The organism is Streptomyces mesophilus, assembly GCF_040300965.1.
GTDB lineage: Bacteria > Actinomycetota > Actinomycetes > Streptomycetales > Streptomycetaceae > Streptomyces > Streptomyces mesophilus_A.
This window is the reverse complement of the sequence record NZ_JBEPEW010000023.1, coordinates 20,062-45,149: the sequence shown is the minus strand read 5'-3', so window position 1 is coordinate 45,149 and position 25,088 is coordinate 20,062. Positions and strand designations below refer to the sequence as shown.

20 protein-coding genes are annotated in these 25,088 nt (G+C 70.8%); 13 read left to right on the top strand and 7 right to left on the bottom strand.

Features of this window, described 5'->3' with window-relative positions; translation table 11 throughout:
* Position 1 precedes the first annotated feature (1 nt).
* From ABT367_RS11705 to ABT367_RS11695, 3 genes are read left to right on the top strand one after another with little or no spacing between them, the layout of a single operon-like run.
* Positions 2-751, top strand: coding sequence for a GntR family transcriptional regulator (locus ABT367_RS11705; RefSeq protein ID WP_352252070.1), 750 nt, complete (start codon positions 2-4; stop codon positions 749-751).
* A gap of 33 nt (positions 752-784) precedes the next feature.
* Complete coding sequence (locus tag ABT367_RS11700) at positions 785-1,984, top strand: type ISP restriction/modification enzyme (protein ID WP_352252068.1); 1,200 nt, start codon at positions 785-787, stop codon at positions 1,982-1,984.
* A gap of 32 nt (positions 1,985-2,016) precedes the next feature.
* The gene (locus ABT367_RS11695; RefSeq protein ID WP_352252067.1) at positions 2,017-2,526 is read left to right on the top strand and encodes a GNAT family N-acetyltransferase; all 510 of its coding nucleotides are present in this window, start codon (positions 2,017-2,019) and stop codon (positions 2,524-2,526) included.
* 10 nt (positions 2,527-2,536) lie between these two features.
* Here the strand turns inward: ABT367_RS11695 and ABT367_RS11690 are convergent, their stop codons facing one another.
* Positions 2,537-3,295, bottom strand: a complete 759-nt coding sequence (locus ABT367_RS11690; RefSeq protein ID WP_352252129.1) for an ABC transporter permease — start codon at positions 3,293-3,295, stop codon at positions 2,537-2,539.
* 93 nt (positions 3,296-3,388) lie between these two features.
* Entirely contained in the window at positions 3,389-5,125 is a 1,737-nt protein-coding gene (locus tag ABT367_RS11685) for an amidohydrolase (protein WP_352252065.1), read from the bottom strand.
* Between the two features lie 126 nt (positions 5,126-5,251).
* Here ABT367_RS11685 and ABT367_RS11680 point away from each other — a divergent pair, with 126 nt between their 5' ends.
* Entirely contained in the window at positions 5,252-6,469 is a 1,218-nt protein-coding gene (locus ABT367_RS11680) for a CaiB/BaiF CoA transferase family protein (protein WP_352252063.1), read from the top strand.
* A 148-nt stretch (positions 6,470-6,617) separates the two neighbouring features.
* Here ABT367_RS11680 and ABT367_RS11675 read toward each other — a convergent pair whose 3' ends face one another.
* From ABT367_RS11675 to ABT367_RS11665, 3 genes are all read right to left on the bottom strand, one after another.
* On the bottom strand, positions 6,618-6,887 hold the full coding sequence (locus tag ABT367_RS11675; protein WP_352252061.1) for a hypothetical protein: 270 nt from the start codon (positions 6,885-6,887) through the stop codon (positions 6,618-6,620).
* Positions 6,888-7,002: 115 nt separating this feature from the next.
* Positions 7,003-7,737, bottom strand: a complete 735-nt coding sequence (locus tag ABT367_RS11670; protein WP_352252059.1) for an anti-sigma factor — start codon at positions 7,735-7,737, stop codon at positions 7,003-7,005.
* Positions 7,737-8,312: a sigma-70 family RNA polymerase sigma factor gene (locus ABT367_RS11665; RefSeq protein ID WP_352252057.1), complete on the bottom strand. Its 576-nt coding sequence runs from the start codon at positions 8,310-8,312 to the stop codon at positions 7,737-7,739. Before ABT367_RS11665 ends, ABT367_RS11670 begins: the two co-directional genes overlap by 1 nt.
* Before the next feature lie 247 nt (positions 8,313-8,559).
* On the opposite strand from ABT367_RS11665, the gene ABT367_RS11660 reads away from it, so the two are divergent.
* From ABT367_RS11660 to ABT367_RS11650, 3 genes are all read left to right on the top strand, one after another.
* The gene (locus ABT367_RS11660; RefSeq protein WP_352252055.1) at positions 8,560-10,086 is read left to right on the top strand and encodes a DUF4331 domain-containing protein; all 1,527 of its coding nucleotides are present in this window, start codon (positions 8,560-8,562) and stop codon (positions 10,084-10,086) included.
* An 80-nt stretch (positions 10,087-10,166) separates the two neighbouring features.
* Positions 10,167-11,483, top strand: a complete 1,317-nt coding sequence (locus tag ABT367_RS11655; protein ID WP_352252053.1) for a tetratricopeptide repeat protein — start codon at positions 10,167-10,169, stop codon at positions 11,481-11,483.
* A gap of 124 nt (positions 11,484-11,607) precedes the next feature.
* A complete protein-coding gene (locus ABT367_RS11650; protein ID WP_352252051.1) occupies positions 11,608-13,305 on the top strand; it encodes a serine/threonine-protein kinase in 1,698 nt (565 codons plus the stop codon).
* Here ABT367_RS11650 and ABT367_RS11645 read toward each other — a convergent pair.
* Positions 13,289-14,095 carry an SGNH/GDSL hydrolase family protein gene (locus ABT367_RS11645; RefSeq protein ID WP_352252049.1) on the bottom strand — a complete coding sequence of 269 codons (807 nt, stop codon included), beginning with the start codon at positions 14,093-14,095 and terminating at the stop codon, positions 13,289-13,291. The genes ABT367_RS11650 and ABT367_RS11645 overlap by 17 nt on opposite strands.
* 200 nt (positions 14,096-14,295) lie before the next feature.
* On the opposite strand from ABT367_RS11645, the gene ABT367_RS11640 reads away from it, so the two are divergent.
* The 6 genes from ABT367_RS11640 (at position 14,296) to ABT367_RS11615 (ending at position 23,618) form a co-directional block, all read left to right on the top strand.
* Positions 14,296-14,736 (top strand): hypothetical protein, encoded by a 441-nt coding sequence (locus ABT367_RS11640; protein ID WP_352252047.1) that lies wholly within the window; start codon positions 14,296-14,298, stop codon positions 14,734-14,736.
* 18 nt (positions 14,737-14,754) lie between these two features.
* Positions 14,755-15,879, top strand: coding sequence for a GNAT family N-acetyltransferase (locus tag ABT367_RS11635; protein ID WP_352252045.1), 1,125 nt, complete (start codon positions 14,755-14,757; stop codon positions 15,877-15,879).
* Between the two features lie 337 nt (positions 15,880-16,216).
* Positions 16,217-17,104 (top strand): glycosyltransferase family 2 protein, encoded by an 888-nt coding sequence (locus ABT367_RS11630; protein WP_352252043.1) that lies wholly within the window; start codon positions 16,217-16,219, stop codon positions 17,102-17,104.
* Complete coding sequence (locus ABT367_RS11625; protein WP_352252041.1) at positions 17,101-18,129, top strand: glycosyltransferase family 2 protein; 1,029 nt, start codon at positions 17,101-17,103, stop codon at positions 18,127-18,129. Before ABT367_RS11630 ends, ABT367_RS11625 begins: the two co-directional genes overlap by 4 nt.
* 34 nt (positions 18,130-18,163) lie before the next feature.
* Positions 18,164-18,964: a polysaccharide deacetylase family protein gene (locus tag ABT367_RS11620; RefSeq protein WP_352252039.1), complete on the top strand. Its 801-nt coding sequence runs from the start codon at positions 18,164-18,166 to the stop codon at positions 18,962-18,964.
* On the top strand, positions 18,957-23,618 hold the full coding sequence (locus ABT367_RS11615; RefSeq protein WP_352252037.1) for a polysaccharide biosynthesis C-terminal domain-containing protein: 4,662 nt from the start codon (positions 18,957-18,959) through the stop codon (positions 23,616-23,618). Before ABT367_RS11620 ends, ABT367_RS11615 begins: the two co-directional genes overlap by 8 nt.
* Positions 23,619-23,646: 28 nt before the next feature.
* On the opposite strand, the gene ABT367_RS11610 is transcribed toward ABT367_RS11615, so the two are convergent.
* Positions 23,647-25,053 carry a GH39 family glycosyl hydrolase gene (locus ABT367_RS11610; protein WP_352252035.1) on the bottom strand — a complete coding sequence of 469 codons (1,407 nt, stop codon included), beginning with the start codon at positions 25,051-25,053 and terminating at the stop codon, positions 23,647-23,649.
* Positions 25,054-25,088 lie beyond the last annotated feature (35 nt).

The following is a 25,088-nucleotide window of genomic DNA, read 5'->3' as shown; positions in this document are numbered from 1 at the left end:
AGTGACCGCTTTCGCCCCGGACTCGATCGTCCTGAACCGCAAGCTGCCGCTCTGGTATCAGGTCTCGCAGTCCCTGCGGGCCTCGATACTGGGCCGCTCCCCGGAGGCGCCGCTGCGGCTGCCGACCGAGGAACAGCTCGCGCTGCACTACGGCGTGAGCGTGCTGACGATGCGGCAGGCGCTCAAGGAGCTCGAGGACGAGGGCCTGATCAGCCGGCACCGGCGGCGCGGCACGTTCATCGAGCCGAGCGCGACGCGCAGTGCGCCGGTGCGGCTGCTCGGCTCGGTGGACGCGATCGTGGCGCAGCAGTCGGGGATGATCACCCGGCTGCTCGACCACGGCAAGGCGCCCGTGGACAGCGAACTCGCCGAGTACTTCCCGGACTTCACCGAGGTCGCCACGTATCACCGGCTGCGCTGCGACGAGGCGACAGGTGAACCGACCAACCACGCCCGCAATTTCGTGCGCCCCGATCTGGCCGAGCGCATCGATCCGGACGATCTGCTGCGCTGGCCGATGACCAAGGTGCTGCGCGACGGCGTGGGCGTCCAGATCAGCCGGATCACCGACACGGTGGAGGCCCGCCTGGCCGATCCGGAGACGGCCCGCCTCCTCGAAGTCCCGCTGCTCAGCCCGATCCTGCATTACACGGGCGTGACCTTCGACGAGGAGGGATGCGCGCTGGATGTGGCGAGGATTCTGTACCGGGGCGACCGGTTCTCCTTCACGGTGACCTTGGACGCTCACTAGGACGCCGGGCTCGGCGGATCGCCCCTGAGTACCATGCTGACCGTGACGCAAGAAGAAGCGCCGCTGCTCAAGGACCTCATGCCCTGGTCCGTCGCGCCCCTGCGCATCGGGCGCGGCTGGCCGCTGGCGCCGGATTCGCCGTCCCTGAAAGCGCGTTGGGACACGTTCGTACGAGCAGAAGGCGTCTCGCGCGAGGCGCTGCTCAAGCCGAGCCGGTCACGCACCCTGCGCACCACCGTCGCCCAGCTTCCCGGCCATCCCGCGGGCACCGGGCCGCTCGCCTCCGCGTCCGGTCCCTGTCCGGCGCCCGTACAGATCCTGCACGGACCGTTCGACGAGCAGTGGCTGATAGCCGACCACCGGCTGATCGACGTGGCGCGGCCCGAGCTGTGGCGCGTGGCCGGTCCCGAGCAGCTCTTCCTCGTCGAGCAGGGTTACGTTCCCGACGGCAGCGGGCCCGCGCTGCTCGCGACCGCCCTGATACCGGACGGCCGTTCACCGGCCGGACGCCCGGGCCGCATCCTGCCCCTCTACCGCAGGCCCGGCGGCACGGAGCCGAATCTCGCACCCGGCCTGCGCGAGTTCCTTGCGGGGCAGTACGGCCGCGAGATCCTCCCCGAACACCTGCTGACCTGGGCCCTGGCCACCGGCCGCAACGGCTCCGACGGCGTCCGCGTGCCGCTGCCCTCGGACCCGGACATCTGGGCCCACGGCGTCGAGCTCGGCCACCGCATCCTCTGGCTCCATCTGCGCACCGGTGAGCGCCCCAAGCTGCCGGGCGGCCGCCGCCCCTACGTACGCGCCGCGCTTCCGCCGAACCCCACCGAGCTGCTCTACGACCGCGACGAGGAGGCCCTGCACATCGGGGACGGCCGGATCTCCCCCGTACCGGCGGAGGCCTGGGATTTCCATGTCAGCGGTGTCCGGGTGCTCGAGCTGTGGTTCGCGCGCCGCACGCAGACGGCCGAGCCCGGGGAGCTCGAGGCGATCGGGCCGCGCGTGTGGCCGCAGGAGCGCACCTCGGAGCTGCTCGAACTGATCACGGTCCTGGCCCTGCTCGCGGAACTGCGGCCCCGGCAGGACGAGTTGACGGCAGCGGCCGGTGCCGACCCGCTCGGCACGAAGGCCCTGCACAAGGCCGGCGTGCTGCCGGTCCCCGAGGCGGCCCGTCGTCCGGCTTCCGTCCTGGATCACCACGAGGAGGGGCCGGGCGGGCAGTTCGCCCTGCTCTGAGGGGCCTCGGGCCGGTGGGGCAGAGTGGGGGCATGACGACGTACGAGACGATGCCGTACCGCTTGGAGACCGAGCGGCTGATACTGCGGCCGTGGGATGAGTCGGACGCCGAGGAGCTCCGCGACCTCGTCGGCGAGCGCGACAACGGCAGGACACTCACCGTGGAGTCCGTCCGGGACGACATCGCGGAGATGCTCACCGCGACGAAGACCACGGGGATCGCCCTGCTGGCCATCCAGCGCCGCAGTGAGGGCGACTTCATCGGCTACTGCGGTTTGATCATCGGCCGCTCCAGCCTGGAGGAGCCCGAGATCGCCTATGAGTTGTTCCGGCGCGTGCACAACAGCGGCTACGCCACCGAAGCGGCCCGCGCGGTGCTCGCTGCCGCTGCCGCGACCGGGCGGAAGCGGCTCTGGTCGACCATCGGCACGTGGAACACCCCCTCGCTCCGCGTCATCGAGAAGCTCGGCTTCGAGCGGGATCGCGTGGTCACGGAGGAAAAGGCGGGTGAAATCGCCTGGTTCGTCCGCTCGTTGCCGTAGCGCCGAGGGACTACGGCACGCCCCGGTGCAGCCTCCCCCGCGCCACCAGTTCGAGCGCCACCGCCACCGCCACAACCTGTACGGCGAGCAGCGCGACCAGGACGAACAGCTGCACCGCACCCGCCTGGACCGGTGACGCACCTCCCAGGAGCATGCCGACGAACGCGCCGGGCAGGGTGACCAGTCCGACGGTGCGGGTCTGGTCGAGTCCGGGCAGCAGGGCGTCGGAGGCGGCCGGGCGGGCGATCTCGAGACGGGCTTCGGCATCGAGCATGCCCAGGGCCATCGCGGCCTCGACCTCACCGCGACGCGTGTGGAGTTCGTCAAGGGCACGGCGGCCGCCGAGCACCGTGGCGGTGAGCGCACCGCCGATGAGGATGCCCGTGATGGGGATCAGCGCGATGCCCTTGAGCGGGACGAGTCCGGTGAGCAGCAGAGCCACGACGACCGGCACGACACCGGCCGCGATCGGGGCGGCCGCCCACCACCACGTGGAGTTGCCGGTGATACGGCGCCCCGCGGTGCGTACCGCCACCGAGAACATCAGCAGCACGAAGGCGAGCAGCAGCGGAACCGACCGCACCACCCAGCCGATCAGCAGCGAGACGGCGGCCAGTTGGACCGTCGCCCGCACCCCGGCCACGGCGATCTCCCGTGCGCGGCCGCCGCTGTCGTCCGGGGAGAGCCGTGCGTACGCGGCGACCGCGACGGCCACCACGAGCAGGACGGCGAGCACGACGCCGAGCGTGGCGTCGACGGGCAGGAGCACGGAGGCGGCGGACTCGGACACGAGGGTCACCCTAGGCCGCCGAGGGGTGCACCGACCGGGGCGGGGCGCACCGCACGCTCCCGCCCCGACCCGCTACTTCTGCGGCGCCGGCTCCGGACCCAGCGACGCGAACTTCTCCTGCGAGACCACCCTCTTCGGCGGCCAGGTGATGTTCGACGGCGGCCACTTCTGGCCGGTGCGCTTGAGGAACCAGGACGGCGGCTCGTACATGGGCGGCTCATAGCCGTCCGGCAGCGCCGTCTTCCAGTCGACGCCCTTGGTGCGCTCGGCGAACTCGTCCTTGACCGCCTTCAGGCGCTCCGGCTGCGTGACCAGATCGACCGCGGTCGCCGCGAGGTACTTGGCCGCGGCGACGACCGCCGCCTGCCCGGGCGCCGCGGCCGCGCAGGACGCCGTGGACCAGGTGTGCATCTTCGTGCCGATCGGGGCGAGGGCGGCGCCCATCGACACGGTCGGCACGTTCCAGCTGATGTCGGCGACATCGGTGGAGCCGCCGCCCATGAACACCGGGTTGGGCGGGGTGAGTTCGGCGATCTCGGCATGCATGCCCTTGGCCGGCAGACCGAGCGACTCCTGGAGCTCCTTGGCCAGCTTGTGCGCGTCCGCGCCGAACTCGGGTGCGCCGATCTGCTTCATGTTCTCGTGCAGCAGCTCCGCGAACGCCTTGTTGGGCAGCTGGTTCCAGCATGCCGAGGTGATCTTGTGCTGGACCTTGGTCTGCGAGGCCTTCGCGGCCGCCTCGGCCACCGCGATCACCTTGTCGAGCAGCACCTGCACCCGCGCGGGACTTCCTTCGCGTACGTAGTAGGAGATCTCGGCGATCTCCGGGGTGACGTTGGGGATGTCGCCGCCGTTGTTGATCACCCAGTGCAGCCGGCCGCTGGGCGCCAGGTTCTCCTCGCGCAGGAACTCGGACATCGTTGCCATCATCACGGCCGCGTCGAGCGCGGACTTGTTGCCGAGCGGGGTGCCGCCGTGGCCCGCGACACCGAGGAAGGTGAAGGTGACCGCGGTCATCGCCGTGGTGGTGCCCCAGCCCGTGGCGTTGGCTGTGGAGGGGTGCCAGTCGAGGAAGGCGTCGAGACCCTCGTACACACCCTTGCTGACCGCGTACGTCTTGCCGATCAGCGTCTCCTCGGCGGTCGAGCCGAAGAACTTCACCGTGACGGGCGCCTTCTGCTCCCGCGCTGCCCGCGCGACCGCCGCCGCGGCCGCTGCCGCCGCCGTGCCGAGGGCGCTGTGCCCGCAGCCGTGGCCGGGACCGTAGCTGGGCGCGAACGGGTCGTGGATGTACTCCAGGGGGTCGTGGTGGCCGACGCCCTTCTTCTGCGAGAGCCCGGGCAGCGCGTCGTACTCGCCGCTGAAGCCGAGCACCGGACCGCCCTTGCCCTGCCGGAAGGTCGCGGTGAACGCCGTGGGGAACCCGGCCGTGCCGAACTCGACCTCGAATCCGGCGCGTTCGAGGAACTCGGCCTGCGCGAGCGAGGACTTCCATTCGCGCAGGGAGAGCTCGGCGTTCTCCCAGATCTCGGAGTTGAGTCCGGTGACACGGGAGGCGTTGGCGTCGATCCAGGCGAGCGCCGCCTGCTTGGCGGGGCTGTCCTCGGCCAGGCCTTCGGGTGCGGTGTACGCGGCGGCTTCGGCCGGAGCGCTGTCGGCCGCGGCCATCGCCGGGTCCGCCTCGGCGGTCATGGCGGCGGCGGTGACGCCCGCGGCGCCGAGCAGCTGCATGATCCGGCGTCGGCTGAGGACCGGCTGTCCGTGCTCGGCAAGGGTCTGGTGTTCATGCTGGTCGTGCAGGTCACACACGCGTACCTCCGGGGGACGAGGATGGGTGTAACAGGCAAGTGATCAGCTAGGACCATGGACCCGAAAAGTTGCCTCGTCAACATCCATGGATGACAAAGGTGTTACGCGGGGTTCAGGATCACTCTCATGTTCACCGCACCCCCGCCCCTCGCCGGGGCCTCGCCCCTCCCCCTGGACGGCATCACGGTCGTCGCCGTCGAGCAGGCCGTGGCCGCCCCCTTCGCCACCCGTCAGCTCGCCGATCTGGGCGCCCGCGTGATCAAGGTCGAGCGGCCCGACGGCGGCGATTTCGCCCGCGGTTACGACACGGCGGCGCGCGGTCTCGCCTCGCATTTCGTCTGGGCGAACCGGGGCAAGGAATCCCTCGCGGTGAACCTGAAGGACCCGCGCGGCCTCGCCGTCGTACGCCAACTCGTCGCCGGGGCCGATGTGTTCGTGCAGAACCTCGCCCAGGGCGCGGCGGCCCGGCTCGGCCTCGACGCGGCCGCGCTCTGCGCCGGGCACCCCCGCCTGATCGCGGTGGACATCTCGGGATACGGCGCCGGCGGCCCGTACGCGGACAAGCGCGCGTACGACATGCTCGTCCAGTGCGAGGCCGGTCTCGTCTCGGTCACCGGCACTCCCGGGCAGCCCGTCAAGTCGGGGATTCCGGCGGCCGATATCGCGGCCGGCATGTACGCGTTCTCGGGCGTTCTTGCCGCCTTGGTGCGGCGCGGCACCACGGGGCGTGGAGGGCCGGTCGAGATCTCGATGCTGGAGGCGCTCGCGGAGTGGATGGGGCATCCGCTGCATCACACGATGCACGGCGGCACACCCCCGGCGCGCACGGGCCTCGCGCACGCCGTCATCGCTCCGTACGACGCCTATCCGACGGCCGACGGCGCCCGCGTGCTGCTCTCGGTGCAGAACGACCGGGAGTGGCGGCGTCTTGCCGAACAGGTCCTACGCCAGCCGGAGTTGGGCACCGACCCGGCGTACGCGACGAACGCGGAGCGGACCGCGCGTCGCGGCGCGACGGACGCACTGGTGGGCGAGGCGCTGGGGAAGCTGACCGCGGACGAGGCGATCGCGCGGCTCGAGGCGGCCGGTATCGCCTGCGCGCGGCTGCGGGATGTCGCCGAGGTGGCGGAGCATCCGCAACTCGCGGCACGTGACCGCTGGCGGGAGGTGGGTTCACCGGTGGGACCGTTGCGGACCCTGCTGCCGCCCATCAATCTGCCGGGTTCACAGGCCGCGCTGGGCGCTGTGCCCGCGCTCGGGGAGCACACCGAGGCGCTGCTGCGTGCCGTGGGGAAGTCGGACGCCGAGATCGCAGCGCTGCGCCGGGAGGGTGTGATCGCCTGAGCGCGGGCCGGTGCACGGACCCGGGGCCCGTGCGGAGTTCACGGACCTGGGGCCCGTGCCGAAGGTGGACTACTGCCCGCGCGGACGCGGGCAGTGGGCATCCCCCGCTCGAAGAGCCGGGGACGGATCACGCCGGACGCCCGCCGGCTCAATGGCCGCCGAAGAGCGAGCGGGTCAGCCTGCGCAGCGGCGCGAACAGCGAGAGCCGACGCACCCGGGCGCCCCTGCTCGTGCGGTCGCGCGGCACCTCACGCGAGGTGAGCTCGCGCATCAGCGACGTCGCCTCGGCCACCTCACGCTGCGGGACGGCGGGACCGCCCAGCACGGCGAGATGGCGGTCGAGGCGCGAGCTGGTCGCGCTGCTCCCACACGTGATGGCAGGGACTCGCGCCCTGCTGCGCACTGTTATCTGTTCCATGTCACTCCCCACCCATACGAGGGCACCCGGCCCGGGCAGGTTAACCCTATCGCCCCCTCATGACACTCGTGTATCCCGGTCGCATGATTCACCTGCACGATAAGGAGGTTGACGATTACTCCCCGAATACGGCTGATTCCAGGGCGAGTTGGACGAGCGGCCGGCCGGTCGGCGCGGGGGATCCGCCGTCGGGTTCGGTGGTGACCGCGAGTACGGTGGCACGGCCTCGGAAGTCCCTTGCGACCAGGGGTTCGTCACCGTCGAGCAGGCCCAGTGACCGGGGGTTTCCCGCCCCCGTCAGCCACAGTTGGTGATCTTTGCCACGCGGCGGTGCGCCGAGTCCGCTGACGGTCACCACCGCCCGGCCGAGCTCCGGTGAGGACACCACCGCGACCGCGCTGCCGTCCGGAAATCGTTCACCCGTCGTACGGGCATCCGGCGCCGCAAGTACCTGTGCGATCGCACGGGCCTGCGCCTGTTCGCGGTCGAGGCGCTCCTGTGTGCGAGCGAGCTGGACCCCGAGCAGGGCGGCGGCGATCAGGGCGAGCGTCGCGGCCGCGGCGGCGACGGGCGCCAGGCGCGGGGTGAACCGCGGTGCGGGCCGCCGCGGGGAAAGTTCCTGTTCCATGGTGCGTACGGCGGTCAGGACCCGGTCCCGCATCCCTTCCGGTGCCGTGCCCGAGGTGGCCCGGGCGAGCCGGAGCGTGTCCGTCTGCAGGGCGCGCACCTGTTCCCGGCAGGGGGCGCAGCGGTCCAGATGGCGCTCGAACCGGCGCAGTTCGCGCCCGTCCAGCGCGTCCAGGGCGTAGGGGCCGGCCAGCGAATGCGGCCCGGAGAACGAGGCGCGCATCACGCCGCTCCCCCGCCCAGACACTCCCGCAGCCGCATCAGTCCGTCCCGCATGCGGGTCTTCACCGTGCCCAGTGGCACCGACAGACGGTGGGCGACCTCCCGGTACGTATAGCCCTCGTAGTACGCGAGCGTCACCGACTGGCGCTGCAGTGCGGTGAGCCGGTCGAGGCAGCGGCGCACCCACTCGCGTTCGAGACCGGCCTCGACTTCCTCGGCGACGTGGTCGAACGCGGGGGTCTGCGCACGGCGGGCCACCCGTTCCTCGCGGTCGCTCGCGGCACGAGCGGCACGGACCCGGTCGACGGCGCGGCGATGGGCGAGGGTGAGGATCCAGGCCAGGGCGCTGCCCCGTTCGGGATCGAACCGCCCGGCGCTGCGCCACAGTTCGAGCAGCACCTCCTGAGCCACCTCCTCGGACTGGGCCGGGTCGCGCAGCACCCGCCGCACGAGGCCGTAGACCTGCCCCGACACCAGGCCGTACAGGTCCTCGAAGGCGCCCTGGTCACCACTTGCCACCTTCGGCAGCAGCTCGTCCGCCCCCCTGCGGTCCCTGCCTCGCGTGCTCGTCACCATGCGCTCCCCCAGGCCTCGTCCGGCGTCGTCCCGTCCCGCTGATTCGTCACTGGGCGCGGAACGGATGGCTCTTCCCCGCACGGGACTCCCGCCTTCTCCCTCAGGCGCCGCCCGGCTTTGTCACGGATGTGTCCCGGACCGAACGAATGCGTCCCGGGCCCAATCCGCCGCGCCCCGGGCCCCGAATGGCCTCCGACGGAACGCCCCGCACCACTCGGCGCGGGGCCCGACCAAGAGGACGGACGCGATGACAGCACTCACCGGGAGCAAGCCGGGACCCAGGTCCCTGGCCGCTCTGCTCTGTGGTGCGTTGGCGGCCGGGGGACTCGCGGCCGCCGGTGTGAGCCTGCTCGAACCGGGGCAGGCACGGGCCTCCAGCCACCGTGAGGCGCCGCTGATCTCGGGGCAGCCCGAGTACGACAACACGGACGTGTACGCGTTCGTGAGCCCCGACAAGCCGGACACCACCACGCTCGTGGCGAACTGGGTGCCGTTCGAGGAGCCCGCGGGCGGCCCGAACTTCTACCCGTTCCCCGAGGACGGCCGCTACGACATCCACATAGACAGCGACGGCGACGCCCAGGGCGATCTGCTGTACCGCTGGACCTTCGACACCAAGCTCAGGAACGGCAACACCTTCCTGTACAACACAGGCCCGGTGACCTCGCTCGACGATCCCGACCTGAACGTGAACCAGACGTACGACATCGACGTACTGAAGCTGGACAAGCAGCGGATCGTGTCCACGACGAAGATCGCGGACGATCTGCCGATCGCGCCGTCGAACGTCGGCAAGGCGTCGATGCCGAACTACAAGAAGCTGCGCGACCAGGCGACCCGGCAGCTCGGCGACGGATCCACCTCGTACGTGGGACAGGCGGACGACCCCTTCTTCCTGGACCTGAGGGTCTTCGACCTCCTGTACGGCGGTGATCTCTCGGAGGTCGGCCGGGACACGCTCAAGGGCTACAACGTCAACACGGTCGCCCTGCAGGTGCCGACCGCGAAGCTCGTGCAGTCCAAGAAGCAGCCGGTGGTCTCGGTCTGGTCGACGACCAGCCGCAAGAACGCGAGCGGCAAGTGGACCCAGGTGTCCCGGCTCGGGATGCCGCTGGTCAACGAGGTCGTCGTGCCGATGAAGGACAAGGACAAGTTCAACGCGTCCTCGCCCTGGAACGACGCGGACTTCCTGCCGTACGTCACCAAGCCCGAACTGCCGAAGCTGATCGAGTCGATCTACAAGATCAAGGCTCCGGCCGAGCCCCGCAACGACCTGGTGTCGGTCTTCCTCACCGGCGTCAAGGGCCTCAACATGCCGCCCAATGTCCGTCCCGCCGAGGCCTTGCGCCTCAACACCTCGATCCCGCCGTCCGCCGATCCCAAGCGGCTCGGGGTGCTCGACGGTGACAACGCGGGCTACCCCAACGGACGCCGGCTCGCCGACGACGTGGTGGACATCTCGCTGCAGGTCGTCGAGGGCGAACTGGTCGGCCAGAAGAACGATCTGGGCGACGCGGTCGACGCCAACGACATGAAGTTCGGCGACACCTTCCCGTACGTGGCGCTGCCCACGTCGGGCTCGCGTGGCGACACGGCCGACAAGGGCGCCGGCTCCTCGCCGCGCACCGCTCTCAACGGCGGTACGACCCCTGCCGGTTCGGCCTCCGGGGACGACTCGGCGGTGCTCATCGCCTCGGCCGCCGCGGCCGGTGCGGGTGTGCTGCTCATCGGTCTCGGACTCACCTGGTGGCGGATGCGCCGCCGCGTGATCTGAACCTCCTCGACCGGCGTGGCCCGCTCGTGCTCCCCCCGAGCGGGCCACGCCCACCACTGTCTTCCTGAAGGGACGGGGCCATGGCTCCCAGCAAGCTCGGCAAGTCGGTGGGCGCGGTGGTCGTGCTCGCCTGCGCCCTCACGGTCGGCTCGCTGACCATCGACTCCTCACAGTCGCCCGCGCCGCCCGCACGGATCGCGGTGGCGGATCCGGCGCGGCTCGGCGGGGACGACCTCGACCGGTCCGTGACCGCGCTCGAGGCCCAACTGGCCACGCAGCCCAAGGACTTCACCGCCTGGGCCGCGCTCGGCACGGGTTACGTGGAACAGGCCCGCGTCAAGGGCGACCCGACCCGCTACCCGCTCGCCCAGCGGGCCCTGGCCCGCTCGCTCGAACTGCGGCCCGGCTACGACGCGGCCCTCGCGGGCCGGGCCGCCCTCGCGGCCGCACGCCATGACTTCACGGGCGCCCTGCGTCTCGTACGGGAGACGCTGGCCGCCAACCCGTACAACGAACGGGCGCTGGCCCTGCACATCGACGCACTCGTCGAACTCGGGCGCTACCCGGCGGCCTGGAAGGCGGCGCAGGAGGCCGACTCCCGCAAGCCCGGCATCCCTGTCTTCACGCGCTACGCGTACGTCCTCGAACTGCGCGGCGAGACCGGCCGGGCACGCCAGGTCCTCACCCGGGCGCTCGCCACGGCGACCTCACCGGCGGACCGCGCGTACGTGGCGACGGAACTCGGCCAACTCTCCCGCCACCAGGGCGACTACCGCACCGCCCTGCGTCATTACGCCACCGCCCTCACGGCCGCCCCCGGCCACCCGCCGGCCCTGGAGGGGCGGGCACGGGCGAAGGCGGCACTCGGTCAACTCGACGCCGCGATACGGGATCTGCGCGAGCTCGTACGGAAGACGCCGCTGACCGGTGCGGTGGAGCTGCTCGGGGAACTGTACGAGGTGACCGGGCGCAAGGAGGCGGCGCGCGAGCAGTACACCCTGGCAGCGGAGCAGGTCGCGCAGGAGCGCGTGCGCGGGGTGAACATGGACCTCGAAACGGCGCACATGGCCGCCGCCCGCGGCGAAGGGAAAGCGGCTGTGTCCGCGGCGCTCGCCGAGTGGCAGCGCCGCCGCACCGTGCACACCGCAGACGCCCTCGCGTGGGCGCTGCATGCCGACGGCCGCTCGGACGAAGCGCTCGCCTACGCACGCCGGGCCACGGCGACGGGGCTGCCCGACGCGGAGCTGCGCTACCACCGCGGGGTGATCGAGGCCGCGCTCGGCAAGGACACCGAGGCCCGGCGCTCCCTGTCGGCGGCCCTGGACCTGGATCCCGGGTTCTCCCCGGTCGGCGCGCGGCACGCGCGTGCGGTGCTCGACCGGCTCGGCGGCGCGTGAGCGTGGGCAGGAGCGTCCGCCGGTCTTCGTCCTCATGTGTGGATTGATGCTCAAGGGGGCGGCAACTGCGCTTGGTTGAGCTAGTTTGGGGTGGATTGGCTCGGCTGCGGATGGGGGGTCACCCATGAGTGATGTGCCGGGCGCTACTGCAGGCGGCGCAGGGGAACAGCCGCTGATCGCCGGTCGCTACCGGCTGCTCGGCCCGCTCGGCGAAGGCGGCATGGGCACGGTGTGGCGGGCGCGCGACGAAGTGCTGCACCGCGAGGTGGCCGTCAAGGAGGTCCGTGCACCCGCCGGACTGCCCACGCGGGACGTCGAGCGGATGTACGCGCGGCTCGAGCGCGAGGCCTGGGCCGCGGCTCGGATCTCGCACCGCGGCGTCGTCACCGTCTATGACGTGGCGATGCAGGACCACCGCCCCTGGATCGTGATGGAACTGGTCCGGGGGCTCTCGCTCTCCGATGTGCTGGACGCCGAGGGCCCGATGCCGCCGCAGCGTGCCGCGCACATCGGCGCCGACATCCTCGGCGCGCTGCGCGCCGCGCACGAGGCAGGGGTCCTGCACCGCGATGTGAAGCCCGGCAATGTGCTGCTCTCCAACGACGGCCGGGTGGTCCTCACCGACTTCGGTATCGCGATGGTCGAGGGCAGTTCCGCGCTCACCATCACCGGCGAGGTGATCGGCTCGCCCGAATTCCTCGCGCCCGAGCGGGCGTTGGGCCGCACACCGGGACCGGAGTCGGACCTCTGGTCGCTGGGCGTGCTCCTGTACGCGGCCGTCGAGGGCCACTCGCCGTTCCGCCAGGACACCCCGCTGTCGACGCTGCGCGCCGTGGTCGACGAGGAGCTGCCGCCGCCACGGCGGGCCGGAGCGCTCGCCCCGGTCATCCAGGGGCTGCTGCGCAAGGATCCGGCCGAGCGGCTCTCCGCCGCCGACGCGGAACGCGATCTGCGGATCGTCGGCGCCGGCGGTCAGCCCACCACGGGTTCCCAGATCCCCTACATGCCGACGGTCGCGGCGCCCACTCCCCCGCCGCCGTTGCGGGAGCCGACCACCCCCTACGCCTCCGTCCCGCTGGCCTCTTCGGCCGCCACGACGAGCGCCGGCATGACCACGGCGGGGTCCGGCGACCGTCCGCGCCGCGCGGCCCTTGTGCTGGTCGCCGGGATCGCCGCACTGCTGCTCGCGCTCGGCGGACTCGCGTACGCCCTGCTGAACCGGGACAACGGCGGGGGTTCGAGCGGAGGTTCGCAAGGCGGCACCTCGCAGGGGGGCAACGGGGGCTCCACCGACAACACGGGCGGCGACGACCCCGGCACCGCCGATCCGTCGACCGAGGACTCCAACGGGGACGGCGAGGGCGACAACGGAAGCGGAAGCGGCGGCGAGGAGACGACCACCCCGCCCGTCGAACACTCCGTGACAGTCACCCTGGAGCGCGCCAACGAGGACTACACCGGCACCTGTCCGCCGGCCGACGCCGACTACCCGCGCTTCACGGCGACGTTCACCGTGGGCCGCGTGCCCGTGACCGTCGAATACCGGTGGGTGGCCGAACCCGCCGGCACCACGGACGCCGGCTGGAAGAGCCTCGACTTCTCCGACACCAAGACACAGGAGATCAACCACGTCGAGGTGGCCCACCCCGCCGAGGGCGCCTACGAGGGGACGCTCAAGGTCGAAGTCCGCAAACCCGTGACCGCGCAGTCGGACACGGTCTCGTACACCATCACATGCGAGGACGTGCCCCCGACCGACGGCGGCGGGGGCACGTACACACCCAACGCTCAGCAGCAGTCGGGGCTTACGCGACGGCCCTGAACGTGGGGAGATAGCCGCCCGACTGCCCGGAGGCGGTCGGGTGGTAGGACTCGCCGATGTTGGTCCACTTCACGCTGTGCAGCCAGGGACTGCCGGAGCAGATCTCATGGCCGGTGAAGGCGGGCACCACACTGGCCCAGGTGAAGCCGCTGTTGAGGGCGCGCTTCTCGATCGCGGCGTTCAGATGGTCGGCACCGCTGTTGATGGCGGCCCGCTCGTTCTCCGTGAGACCGGCGAGGCAGGAGCCGCCCAGTTTGTAGAAGCGGGGGTAGCCGAGCACCACGACATGGGCGCCCGGCGCACGGGAGCGGATCGCGCTGTACGTGTTGTCGAGGCGGCCGGGCAGGGTCGTGTCGACGTAGGTCTTGGCCTGGTTGACGCGGTTGATGCAGGAGCTCTCCGACTGCAGGACGCAGGTGGTCATCACATCGGCGAAGCCCGCGTCGTTGCCGCCGATCGAGATCGAGACGAGGCTGGTCGTCGAACTCAGGTGGCCGAGTTGCGAGTTGAGGACATTGTCCGTGGTGGCGCCCGAACAAGCGTCGAAGTGGAAGGAGGCCGGGGCGTTCTCGTTCGCCCACAGCTGCGGATAGGCACGGGTGCTGCGCTTGCAGTTGCCGCTCGCGCTGTCGTAACTGCCGGCCCCGACACCCGAGGAGTACGAGTCGCCGAGGGCCACATAGTGCTCTGCCGCCGCCTGTGCGCCGGCCGCGGGACCCGCACCGGTGAGGGCGAGTCCGAGAGCGAGGAGGAGTGACGTGACATAGGCCGTGATACGGGCTGGTCTCATGGAACCTCCCTTAGCAGGATCTCTGCCACAACTGTCGTACCAGCCCTCATATGTCACGGGGAGTGTGCATGCCATGAATATTCCGCGCAGAGAGGTTCACACACAGACAGATCACAACCTCCCGCGCTGTCTTGACGGGCCGTCGGGACGCGGGCCAGAGTGAAGCCCGGCATCCGGCGCGCTGGGGGGCAAAGTCGCCAATGCAGACGATCGGTAACGACAGCGACAACTCATCAGGGGACGGCAGAGCGGCCCAGGAACGCCCGCGTTCGGGCGACTTGGCCCTGCTGTTCGCCGGCGCGGCCACCGCGGTGGTGGTGCTCGGCGCGATTCTCGCCTTCGGCGATCTGGACTCTCCGTTACGCGGACCACTCACCCTCGCCCTGCTGCTCGGCGCCCCATCCGGAGCCATCGCCCTCGCTTTGAACGGGCTGCAACCGTGGGGGCGCATCGTGGCGTCCTTTATGGGTGGAGCAGCACTCAACCTCCTTGTGGCACAAGCGATGCTGGCCATGCACATGTGGTCGGTGCGTGGCGGCATGGTCGCGGTGTGCGGGCTGTCCCTGGTGATCGGGGCACTCGCACTGCTCACGCGGAAGCACCCCGTACATCTGCGGCGTACGACGAAGAGCTCCGAGTAGTAGGGCGGATCCACAGAAATGGACATCAGCGTGTACCGCCCCGGCGAACTGACCAGCGCCGACCGGGCGGCATGGACCGCGATGCAGTCCAAGGCGCATCTGCACGGCCTGCCGGGCCTGGGCAATCCGTTCCTGTCCCCCGAGTTCGCGCTCTCGGTGGGCCGTTCCCGACGCGGGGTGCGCATCGCCGTGACCCGCGAGGCCGGTGAACCCGTCGCCTTCTTCCCGTACGAGAGGACGACCGCAGGCGTGGGCCGCGCAGTGGGTCTCGGACTCTCCGACTGCCAGGGCGTCGTGCACGCACCCGGATTCACCTGGGACGCCCAGGAGTTGCTGAAGGCCTGCTCACTGTCGGTCTGGGAGTACGACCACCTGGTGGAGCGGCAGCCCGCGTTCGAAGCGACCCGCACGGGGTACTTCGCCTCACCAGTGATGGACATCGACCAGGGATACGAGACATATCTGGCCGAACTCCGGGCACGCTCGCCGAAGTTCACCGGCCGGACCCTTGCCAAGGGCCGCAAGCTCGACCGCGACCATCCCACCGTGCGTTATGTGCACGACGAGCGCGATCCCGCCGCGCTGCGCACGCTCAAGGCGTGGAAGTCGGCGCAGTACCGCAGGACCGGTCGCAGCGACCGCTTCGCCAAGCCATGGATCAACGACCTCGTCGAGCGGCTCTTCCACACCCGCTCCGCCGCCTTCGCCGCTCAGCTCTCCGTGCTGTACGCGGCCGGCCGGCCCGTCGCCGCGCACTTCGGACTGCGCTCCGAGCGTGTGCTCGCGTGCTGGTTCCCCGCGTACGACCCGGACTTCGCGAAGTACTCCCCCGGCCTTCTGCTGCATTTGCGGATGGCCGAGGCCGCGGCCGCCGAAGGGATCGCGTATCTCGACCTCGGGCGGGGCCAGAAGGAATACAAGGACTCCCTCAAGACACGGGAACTCACCGTGTCCGAGGGCTGGGTGACGCGTCGTCACCCGGTGGCGTACGGACATCGGGCGCGCCGCGCCCCCGTCCGCGCGCTGCGCAACACCGTGCACAGCCGGCCGGAATGGTTCGAGTCGGCCGACAAATTGCTCAAAAGAGCCGGACGATTCCGATCGCAGCTCACACAGGGGCGGAGCGGAAAACTCCGGCATTAGCGGAAAAAATGTAGGACCACGTTCCAGGTCTTGCCATACAGTCCCAAACATCAATACCGTCGTACATCCACCCGCATCGGACCATCACGCACTACGGCACCAGGGGAGGGCCAGGGGCCGCGATGGGTACCGGTACGGGGCGCGGTAGGGGGGTGCCGTGCTCGGTGAACGCAACACTGCCGAATCACGCGCCGCGCGGCAGCACAAGCCAGCTCATCCGGTGTGCCGGGAGCTCGATCCGTCATGCCTCACGATGAGAACAACCCCCCTTTCGAACCGGAAACTCATCCGGACTGCCCGGGGGCGGGCCGTCCACCGGACGAGAGGGACCTGACTCATGAGTGCATTTCTGCGCCCGGCAGTACCGGGTGACGATCCATTAATCGCGCCGTCCGAGAACGGCCACTCGACAAGGGCCGGACGAATACCCGACCAGTACCGTCCGGTCTCCACTCACCTTGCGATAGCACCGCCGGTGAGTGTGGTGATCCCCGCCATGAACGAGGCGGAGAATCTCCCGTACGTCTTCGAAACGCTGCCCGACTGGATCCATGAAGTGGTTCTGGTCGACGGCAATTCCACGGATGACACCGTCGCCGTCGCCAGGAAGCTGTGGCCGGACGTCAAGGTGGTGACGCAGACCGGCAAGGGCAAGGGGGATGCCCTCATCACCGGCTTCGCGGCCTGCACCGGCGACATCATCGTGATGGTCGACGCGGACGGCTCGGCCGACGGCCACGAGATCCTGTCCTATGTCTCCGCGCTCGTCTCCGGAGCCGACTTCGCCAAGGGCTCGCGCTTCGCCAACGGCGGCGGCACCGACGACATGACGCCGATCCGCAAGCTCGGCAACTGGGCGCTGTGCGCGGTGGTCAACCGCAAGTTCGGCGCCCGCTACACCGATCTCTGCTACGGCTACAACGCCTTCTGGCGCTACTGCCTCGACAAGATCGAACTCGACTGCACCGGCTTCGAGGTCGAGACCCTGATGAACATCCGGGTCGTCAAGGCGGGCCTGAAGGTCCAGGAGATCCCCAGCCACGAGTACGTACGGATCCACGGCGCGAGCAATCTGCGCGCCGTCCGTGACGGCATCAGGGTGCTCAAGGTGATCCTCAAGGAGCGCGCGGACCGCCAACAGCGGCGCAGGCGGGCCCAGTTCGTCGGGCTCAACGAGGTCCGCGTGCACGGCGGTGACCGCTCCGAGAAGGGCGAACGGCCTTGAGCGAACCACGCATCTCCGTGGTGATCTGCGTGTACACCGAGGACCGCTGGGAGGACATCCTCGCGGCGGTCGCCTCGGTGCGCGCGCAGTCCAGGCCCGCCCTGGAGACGCTTCTCGTGGTGGATCACAACGAGGCGCTCCTCGACCGGCTCACCAAGGAGTACAAGGAGTCCCCCGAGGGCGCTGCGAAGGTGCGGGTGCTCGCGAACGCGGGCCCCCGCGGCCTGTCCGCGGGCCGCAACACCGGCATCGCCGCGTCGCACGGCGAGGTGATCGCCTTCCTCGACGACGACGCGGTGGCCGAGCGCGAGTGGCTGCTTCACTTCGCCGAGGCGTACGACGATCCGGACGTGATGGCGGTCGGCGGGCGCACCATGCCCATCTGGGCCTCGGGGCGCAGGCCCGACTGGTTTCCGGCCGAGTTCGACTGGGTCGTGGGCTGTACGTACAAGGGACTGCCCGAGGGTCTGGTGCGGGTGCGCAACGTCCTGGGCGGCAACGCCTCGTTCCGGCGTGAGGCCTTCTCGGTCGCGGGCGGCTTCGCGACCGGCATCGGCCGCGACGGCGACAAACGGCCGCTCGGCTGCGAGGAGACGGAGCTGTGCATCCGCCTCACGCGGGCGATGCCCGAGGCCGTGCTGCTCATCGACGACCGCGCGGTGATCCACCACCGGGTTCCCGAAGTCCGCGAGCGCTTTGGCTACTTCCGCACCCGTACGTACGCGGAGGGCTTGTCGAAAGCTCTGGTGGCGCGAAGTGTGGGCAGCGACAAGGGACTCGAGTCCGAACGCCGCTACACCACCCGCGTCCTGCCCGCGGGCGTCGCGCGCGGGCTGCGCGACGCGGTGCTCGGCCGGCGCGGGGGCGCCGGGCGGGCGGGGGCGATTGTGGCCGGAGTGGCCGCGGCCGCCGGTGGGTACGTACTCGGGAGCGTTCGGGTCCGCAGGGGAGGCGGGTCCTTCCGCGTCGCCGAGATCTCCATGCCCACGCCGCGTGACGCGGACGGGGAGGGGGCCGCGGCATGAGACGTGGGGACGCGGACGGTCAGGGGGCCGCGGGATGAGCAGCCAGGCTGTACCGATACTGATGTACCACGCGGTCGCGCACGCACCCGCGCCCGCGACCCGTGATCTGTCCGTCGCACCGGAGGCGTTCGCGGAGCAGATGGACGTCCTGGCGGCGGGCGGTTTCACGCCCGTCACCACGGCGCGCCTGGCCGCCGCCTGGCGCGACGGGAAACCGCTGCCGCCCAAGCCCGTCCTCATCACCTTCGACGACGGCTACGAGGGCGTGCACGGGCATGCGTTGCCCGTCCTGGCCCGGCATGACTTCACGGCCACGGTGTTCGTCACGACCGGCTGGCTGCGCGGCGCGTACGACACCGGCGGCGCGCTCGACACCATGCTGGACTGGCAGCAGGTCAGGGCCCTCGCACAGGCGGGCATCGAGATCGGCGGGCACAGCCACACCCATCCCCAGCTCGATCAACTGGCCGAGGACGCCCTGTGGTTCGAGCTGCTTCGCTGCCGCGAGATCGTCGGCGACGAGACCGGCAGCAGGCCGGACTCCTTCGCGTATCCCTACGGCTACTCGGACGCCTCGGTACGCCGGCTCGTGCGTGCCAGTGGTTACGGGCAGGCGCTCGCGGTCGGCAACCGGCTCGCGCGCCGGCCGCAGGGCCCGTACGCGCTCCAGCGGCTCACCGTGCGCCGCGGCACCACGGCCGAGGAATTCGCGCGTTCCGTGGAGGGCCGGGGTGTGGCCCGAACCTTCGCGAAGGACCGTGCGTTGACCAAGGGGTACTCCCTCGTCCGAAGAACCCGCAAGCTCCGCCGAAAGGCCGGCCTCACCCGTGTCTGACACGTCCACCGCCCAGGCGGCCTCCGAGGTGAACCGGGCGCCCGGGCGACCTCGGCAGCCCGACGGGCGCAGACTCAAGCTGCCCTCGGGCGGCGGCAGTCCGCTGTTCCGCAACGCCTACGCGCTGATGCTGAACACCGGGATCTCCGCCGTGCTCGGCCTGGGCTTCTGGCTGGCCGCCGCCCGCTACTACTCGGACGCGGCGGTCGGCCAGGGCTCGGCGGCGATCGCGGCGATGAAGCTGATCGCCGGTCTCGCGGCGCTCACCCTCACCGGCGCGATGGCCCGGTTCATCCCGGTCGCGGGCCGTACGACGGGCAAGCTCATCCTCCGTACGTACGCGGGCAGTTCGCTCGCGGTGGCGTTCGCCGCGGGGATCTTCCTGCTCACGCTCGATCTGTGGGGGCCCTCGTTCGCCTTCCTGGACGGGCCGTTGCCAGGTCTGGGGTTCCTGGTCGCCGTCGTCGCATGGTCGCTGCTGACGCTGCAGGACGGAGTGCTCACAGGGCTGCGCAGTGCGCTGTGGGTGCCGGTGGGCAACACCGTGTTCTCCATCGTCAAGCTGGTGCTCCTGGTCGCGTTCGCGGCGGCGATCCCGACGGCCGGGGTGTTCGTCTCCTGGGTCGCGGCCATCGCGGTGTCGGTGCTGCCGCTCGGCTGGCTGGTGTTCCGGCGCCTCGTGCCGAGGCACACGGAAGCCACCAAGGACACCGTGCAGCCGCCGTCGCTGCGCGAGATGGGGCGCTTCCTGGCCGGCGACTACACCGGCTCGCTGTTCTCGCTGGCCGTCGTCTATCTGATCCCGGTGATCGTCGCGGCGCAGGTCGGCTCGGCGGACAACGCGTACTTCTACATCGCCACGACGATAGGCGGCACGGTCAATCTGCTCGCCATCAACATGGGCGCCTCGCTGACCGTCGAGGGCGCCCATGATCCGAGCCAGCTGGCCGCCAACTGCCGGGCCGCGCTGAAGCGGATGGCGCGGATCATGCTGCCGGTCTGCGCGATCCTGTTCTTCGGAGCGCCCTACATCCTCGCCGTCTTCGGCAGCGGATACGCGGACGCGGCCACTCCTTTACTGCGCTGGTTCGCGGTCGGTGCGCTGCTCCGCGTGATCATCGAGACCTACTTCGCGGTCCTGCGCGCCCAGAGCCGCACCTCACCGCTCGCCTATCTGCAGGGCGCGTTGTGCGTCCTCGTGCTCGGTCTCACGCTGGTGCTCCTTCCGCGTATGGGGCTCACCGGCGCCGGTGTCGCGGAGGTCTGCAGCCTCGCGGTGATCGGTTCGATCTCCGCCGTCAGGCTGTACGGGGTCGTACGCGGCGCCCCGCCCGCGCGGGCGCCCGAGCCGGTGACGGCCGACGGCGACCTCTCCGACGTCGGAGCGCCGTCCGGCGAGACCACGATGGCCCTGGGTCCGCTGGTGCGACGGCCCACCTGGGCGCTGCGCGCGGCGCTCGACGCGGAGACGCTCCAGCTCGGACTCCCGCTGGACTTCGACCACTTGGACCGCCGCCCGGACGTCCGTCCCGGCCCGGGGACGCCCGCCGGAGGTCTGCCGATCGTCGTGCCCGAGGCGCCGCGCGCCCCGCATCAGCGCATCCGGCCCACGCCCGTGGACACGGGCGTCGGCCCGTCGTGGGCGGTGAAGGCGGTGTCCGGCGACGGGGGCGGTGCGCAGAAGCCGCCGGCCGGGGCGGATCGGACGGAGGACGAGGAGATGGCCGAGGACGCAGTGGTGGACGCTCCGGTCGTACGGGGCGGGGATGCGCCGACCGTACGGGGTGAGGACGTTCCGGCCGTACGGAGCGGGGCCGTTCCGGCCGTACAGGATGGGGATGCCGTCACCGTACGAGCCGACGTGTCCACGGGTGCGGAGCCCTCGAAGGAGACGGCCACGAAGGCAGCGGGCTCGCAGGAGGCAGCCACGAAGGCAGCCGCCTCGCAGGAAGCGGCCACGAAGGCAGCCGCCCCGCAGGACGAGCCCGCGGACGAACGGCCCCGGGACAAGCGGCCCGCCGACCCCCGGACCGCCTTCGAGCGACCTGCCGACGAGCCGCCCTCCGCCACGTCGCCTGCCGACGAGCCGTCTTCCGCCAAGTCGCCGGCCGACGAGCCGTCTTCCGCCAAGTCGCCGGCCGACGAGCCGTCTTCCGCCAAATCGCCTGCCGACGAGGCGTCCCCCGACACGTCGCCTGCCGACGAACCGCCGTCCGGCACCTCACCCGTGGACAAGCCGCCTGCCGACGCCCCGCCCGCCGACGAGCCGGCCGAACCCCGCGACGAAGCGGACGACGAGCCCGTCGACACACCGCGCGACGGCGGCACCCCGCCCGCTCCCCCGTCCGACCCCGGCGACCACCGCCCCACCTGGGCCCTGCGGCTCCCGTCGGCGCTCCCCCCGCGCCCGTCCACACCACCGCCCATACCCCCGTCCGCGGCCTCCGCCGCCGCGTCCGAGCCTTCGCGGGAGGCGAGCGAGGAACCGGGCGCCGAGCGGACACCGGTGGCACGGGAGCAGCGGTCCAAGTTCCCGTCGGTGGTGGCGAGTTCATCGGCCGTACCGCGGGCGCGGGCATTCACGCCGTCGAGTCCTGCCCCCGAGCCGCCCGAGCCGCCTCGCAGCGCCGTGGCCGCGCCGACACCCGTCTCCCGCTCGTACGGGCTCGGGCTGCTCCTGATCGTCGCGCTCGGCCTGTACTGGGTGCCGGTGCTCGGCATGGACGACGCGGATCTCGACGCGATGAACGGGCTCGGACTGATCTCCGTGCTGCCGCCCGCGACCCTCCTTGGCGCGGCGCTGCTCGTGGTCACCTTCGCGTCGCTGCTCTGGCATGAGCGGCCCCATCGGCTGCTGCTCACCCTCGCCTTGCTGGGCACGCTCGTCTCGCTGCACGCACTGCCCGCCGTGATCGAGGCGGAGCCGCGTTTCGCGACGGCGTGGCAGCACCTGGGCTTCATGGAGTACATCGACCGCACCGGCTCCGCCGTCCCCGACCTGGACGCACGCTGGAGCTGGCCGGGCTTCTTCGCGGCCGCCACGTTCATCGCCGAGGCCTGTGGCGTGAGCGATATGCGCGAGGTCATCCGCTGGTGGCCGATGTGCGTCCAACTCGCCTATCTTGCCCCGATGTTCCTGCTCATCCGCTCCATGCGGGCGAGCTGGCGGGCCAAGTGGGCGGGCGTGTGGATCTTCGTGCTCAGCGGCTGGGTGGGCCAGGACTACTTCTCGCCGCAGGGCTTCACGTATCTGCTCTACATCGCCTTCGTGGCGATCCTGCTTGTCTGGTTCCGCGCGCCGAGAGTGCTCTGGGCCAAGCGGCGCCCGGGCGAGGCCGAGGTCCTCGAGACCACGCGCGGACAGCGCGCGACGCTGGTCCTCGTCCTGATAGCGCTGTTCGCGGCGACGGTGCCGGCGCATCAGCTCACCCCGTTCGTGATGCTCGGGGTGATCGCCGCCCTTGTCGTCTTCGGCCGCTCCGAACTGCGCGGCCTGCCGATCCTCTTCGGCATCCTGGTCGTGGTCTGGATCGGCTTCCTCGCCGAGCCCTACTGGTCGGGGCACTTCGAGGAACTGTTCGGCGGCGTCGGCGGCGTCGGGGGCAATGTCACCTCGTCCGTCGGCGGACGGATCGAGGGCGGCAGCTCGATCCACCAGCTGGTCCTCTACTCGCGGGTGGGCCTGGCCGGCCTGGTCATGGCGCTCGCCGTGTGGGGCTGGTGGCGCAGGCGCGGCTACCAGTACGCGGAACGTTCGCTGGTCATCCTGACCTTCGTGCCGTTCCTCGGGTTCGGCATGCAGTCGTACGGCGGCGAGATGGCGCTGCGCGTGTTCATGTTCGCGCTGCCGGGTGCGGCGCTGCTCGCCGGTCTCGCCCTGTTCCCGCGCACCGGGATCACCGCGCAGGAACGCGACCGCGACCGGGTCTCGCTCGCGCCGCTCGCGGCCCTGATGGCGGGCCTGCTCCTGGTCGGCGGGTTCCTGATCGCCCGCTGGGGCAATGAGCCCTTCGAGCGGGTCAGGCCGGGCGAGGTCGCGGCGATGGAGTACGTGTACGACCACTCGGATCCGACGGTGCGGCTGCTCTGGCTCACCGACGATGAGGTCAACAACGTGACGCCCGCGGCTCCTTGGGGCAAGCAGGACATGGAGAAGGTCGAGTACAAGCCCACCCTTGCGCCGCTCGACCCGGTCCTCGTGGGCTCGCTGATCAAATCGCTCAGGGACGCCGGGCCCAACTCGTATCTGATGGTGAACCGCGGCCAGACCACCACGCTCAACCTGGACGGCGGCTATCCCCGCAACTGGGACAAGCGCCTGATGAACAACCTCGACGACCGGCCCGAGCTGAAACGCGCGTACAGCAACGCGGACGCCACGCTGTACACGCTGCGCCAGCAGCCGGACGACGAGGTCAAGAAGGCGGATCCGGGTCCGATCGGACCCCAGGTCACCTGGACGCCCTGGTCGGTTGTGGGTGCGCTCGCGGCGATCGCGCTGATCGCGCTGCTCGCCGTGCGCGAGGTCGTACGGGTGGCGGCGCCGCCGAGCGTACGGCAGTTGCAGTGGCTCCAGTCCACGTACTGGTTCTCGCTGCCGCTGCTCGCGGTACTGCTCGCCTCACTGGTGCAGCGGTTCCTGACGCTGGCCTAGCTGTGGCCCCAGCTGTGCGGGGCGGGCCTCAACGGCCCGCCCACCGCACCTCGTACGGCTTGAGCGTGAGGCGTTTGCCGTCGACCGTCACCTGCGTGGTGCGGTCGACGGTGTTCACCACGAGGAGGGCCTTGTCGTCGGCGAGGACACGGACCGATGCGTCCTCGGGCGAGACGGTGACGTCCTCGTACGACGTGCCGGGCGGGAACTCCTTGTGGAAGCGCTCGAGCAGGCCGAGCATCGGCAACCCGGCGCCGCCGTCGTCCAGTTCGGTGGAGGTCCACAGACAGCCGGCGCAGTCCTTGCCGCGCTTTTGCGGGTTCCAGTAGAACGCCGTGGTCGTGCCGCCCCGCGCCATCGCGATCAGGCCGGCGGCCTGCACGGCGACCCGGTGCGGTTCGGCCCAGTCGTCGCGGTTGTCGTTGTGGTCGCCCGGCTCCACGTAGTACTCGGCCCACCACAGCGGCAGCCCCTCGGAACGCTGCCGCACCCACTCGCTCACATCGGTGAACTTCTCGGTGGCGGCGAACTCGTCGGGGATCAGCTCGTCGTCGGCGGTGTAGCTGGAGCCGTCCACGACCACGAAGTCGGCACCGGCCTTGTGCTCGTTCCAGTAGTCGAAGGCGTCGAGCACCCGCTGGTCCGCGCTGCCCCAGTCGCCCTTGAGCTCGTCGGAGGCGTTCTCGCTCTGGCGCGGGTTGAGGCTGTCCATCACCAGATACGGGCCGCCGACGAGGATGTCCTTGTTGACCTTCTTCAGTTCGCGGTACACCAGGTTGTAGAGCTGCGTGTAGCCCTCGTAGTCCCAGCGTTCCTCGGCGTCGTTCCAGAACCCCTTGAACTCGTTCCAGACGATGAAGTGCCGCACGTCCGGATAGCGCTTGGCCACGGTCGCGGCGAGCTTGGCGAAGTCCTTGAAGTGCCGGGGGTCGGGCGGGGTCTCGAGCCGGTCCCAGTCGGTGTTGTCGACACCGCCCTTGCCACCCTTCATCCAGTCCGGGGCGCAGCACAGGGTCACCACGGGGGTGCTGCCGGTGGCGCGGATGAAGTCCATGCGCGCGTCCATCTCACCGAACCGGTAACGGCCCGGCGAGGGTTCGGGGTTGTCCGAGCCCCAGCCCATGATGTGCTGCAGCTGCGGCAGACGCGGTCCGGTGAGGGTCTTCTCGGCGCGCTCGACCGCACCGTCCTCCCCCTCGTCCGCGCTGTGCTCGGTGTGCGTGAAACCCCAGCCGAGTTCGGCCTCGGGCCGTTCGGTGGGGATCGTGGGAGAACCCCACACCTTGTCGCCGTCGGTCGTCGTACCAGCGGTCGAACCATTGCCGTCGGGCAGGTTGCTGAGCGTCAGGACCAGCGCCAGTGCGGCCAGGCCCACGCCGAGCAACGCGGTGAGCCGCCACCGCCGTGCCCCCGATTTCCACCCATGACGTCCCATCAACGGGCAAGGGTAATCGGGCCGGTTGACGGAAT

Coding starts and splice junctions, on each gene's coding strand:
- ABT367_RS11670 (WP_352252059.1), bottom strand. CDS start 7,737: ATGCGCGCCTCGTTCTCCGGGCCGCATTCGCTGGCCGGCCCCTACGCC.
- ABT367_RS11660 (WP_352252055.1), top strand. CDS start 8,560: ATGACAGCACTCACCGGGAGCAAGCCGGGACCCAGGTCCCTGGCCGCT.
- ABT367_RS11650 (WP_352252051.1), top strand. CDS start 11,608: ATGAGTGATGTGCCGGGCGCTACTGCAGGCGGCGCAGGGGAACAGCCG.
- ABT367_RS11630 (WP_352252043.1), top strand. CDS start 16,217: ATGAGTGCATTTCTGCGCCCGGCAGTACCGGGTGACGATCCATTAATC.
- ABT367_RS11655 (WP_352252053.1), top strand. CDS start 10,167: ATGGCTCCCAGCAAGCTCGGCAAGTCGGTGGGCGCGGTGGTCGTGCTC.
- ABT367_RS11610 (WP_352252035.1), bottom strand. CDS start 25,053: ATGGGACGTCATGGGTGGAAATCGGGGGCACGGCGGTGGCGGCTCACC.
- ABT367_RS11665 (WP_352252057.1), bottom strand. CDS start 8,312: ATGGTGACGAGCACGCGAGGCAGGGACCGCAGGGGGGCGGACGAGCTG.
- ABT367_RS11620 (WP_352252039.1), top strand. CDS start 18,164: ATGAGCAGCCAGGCTGTACCGATACTGATGTACCACGCGGTCGCGCAC.
- ABT367_RS11695 (WP_352252067.1), top strand. CDS start 2,017: ATGACGACGTACGAGACGATGCCGTACCGCTTGGAGACCGAGCGGCTG.
- ABT367_RS11700 (WP_352252068.1), top strand. CDS start 785: ATGCTGACCGTGACGCAAGAAGAAGCGCCGCTGCTCAAGGACCTCATG.
- ABT367_RS11645 (WP_352252049.1), bottom strand. CDS start 14,095: ATGAGACCAGCCCGTATCACGGCCTATGTCACGTCACTCCTCCTCGCT.
- ABT367_RS11680 (WP_352252063.1), top strand. CDS start 5,252: ATGTTCACCGCACCCCCGCCCCTCGCCGGGGCCTCGCCCCTCCCCCTG.
- ABT367_RS11640 (WP_352252047.1), top strand. CDS start 14,296: ATGCAGACGATCGGTAACGACAGCGACAACTCATCAGGGGACGGCAGA.
- ABT367_RS11675 (WP_352252061.1), bottom strand. CDS start 6,887: ATGGAACAGATAACAGTGCGCAGCAGGGCGCGAGTCCCTGCCATCACG.
- ABT367_RS11635 (WP_352252045.1), top strand. CDS start 14,755: ATGGACATCAGCGTGTACCGCCCCGGCGAACTGACCAGCGCCGACCGG.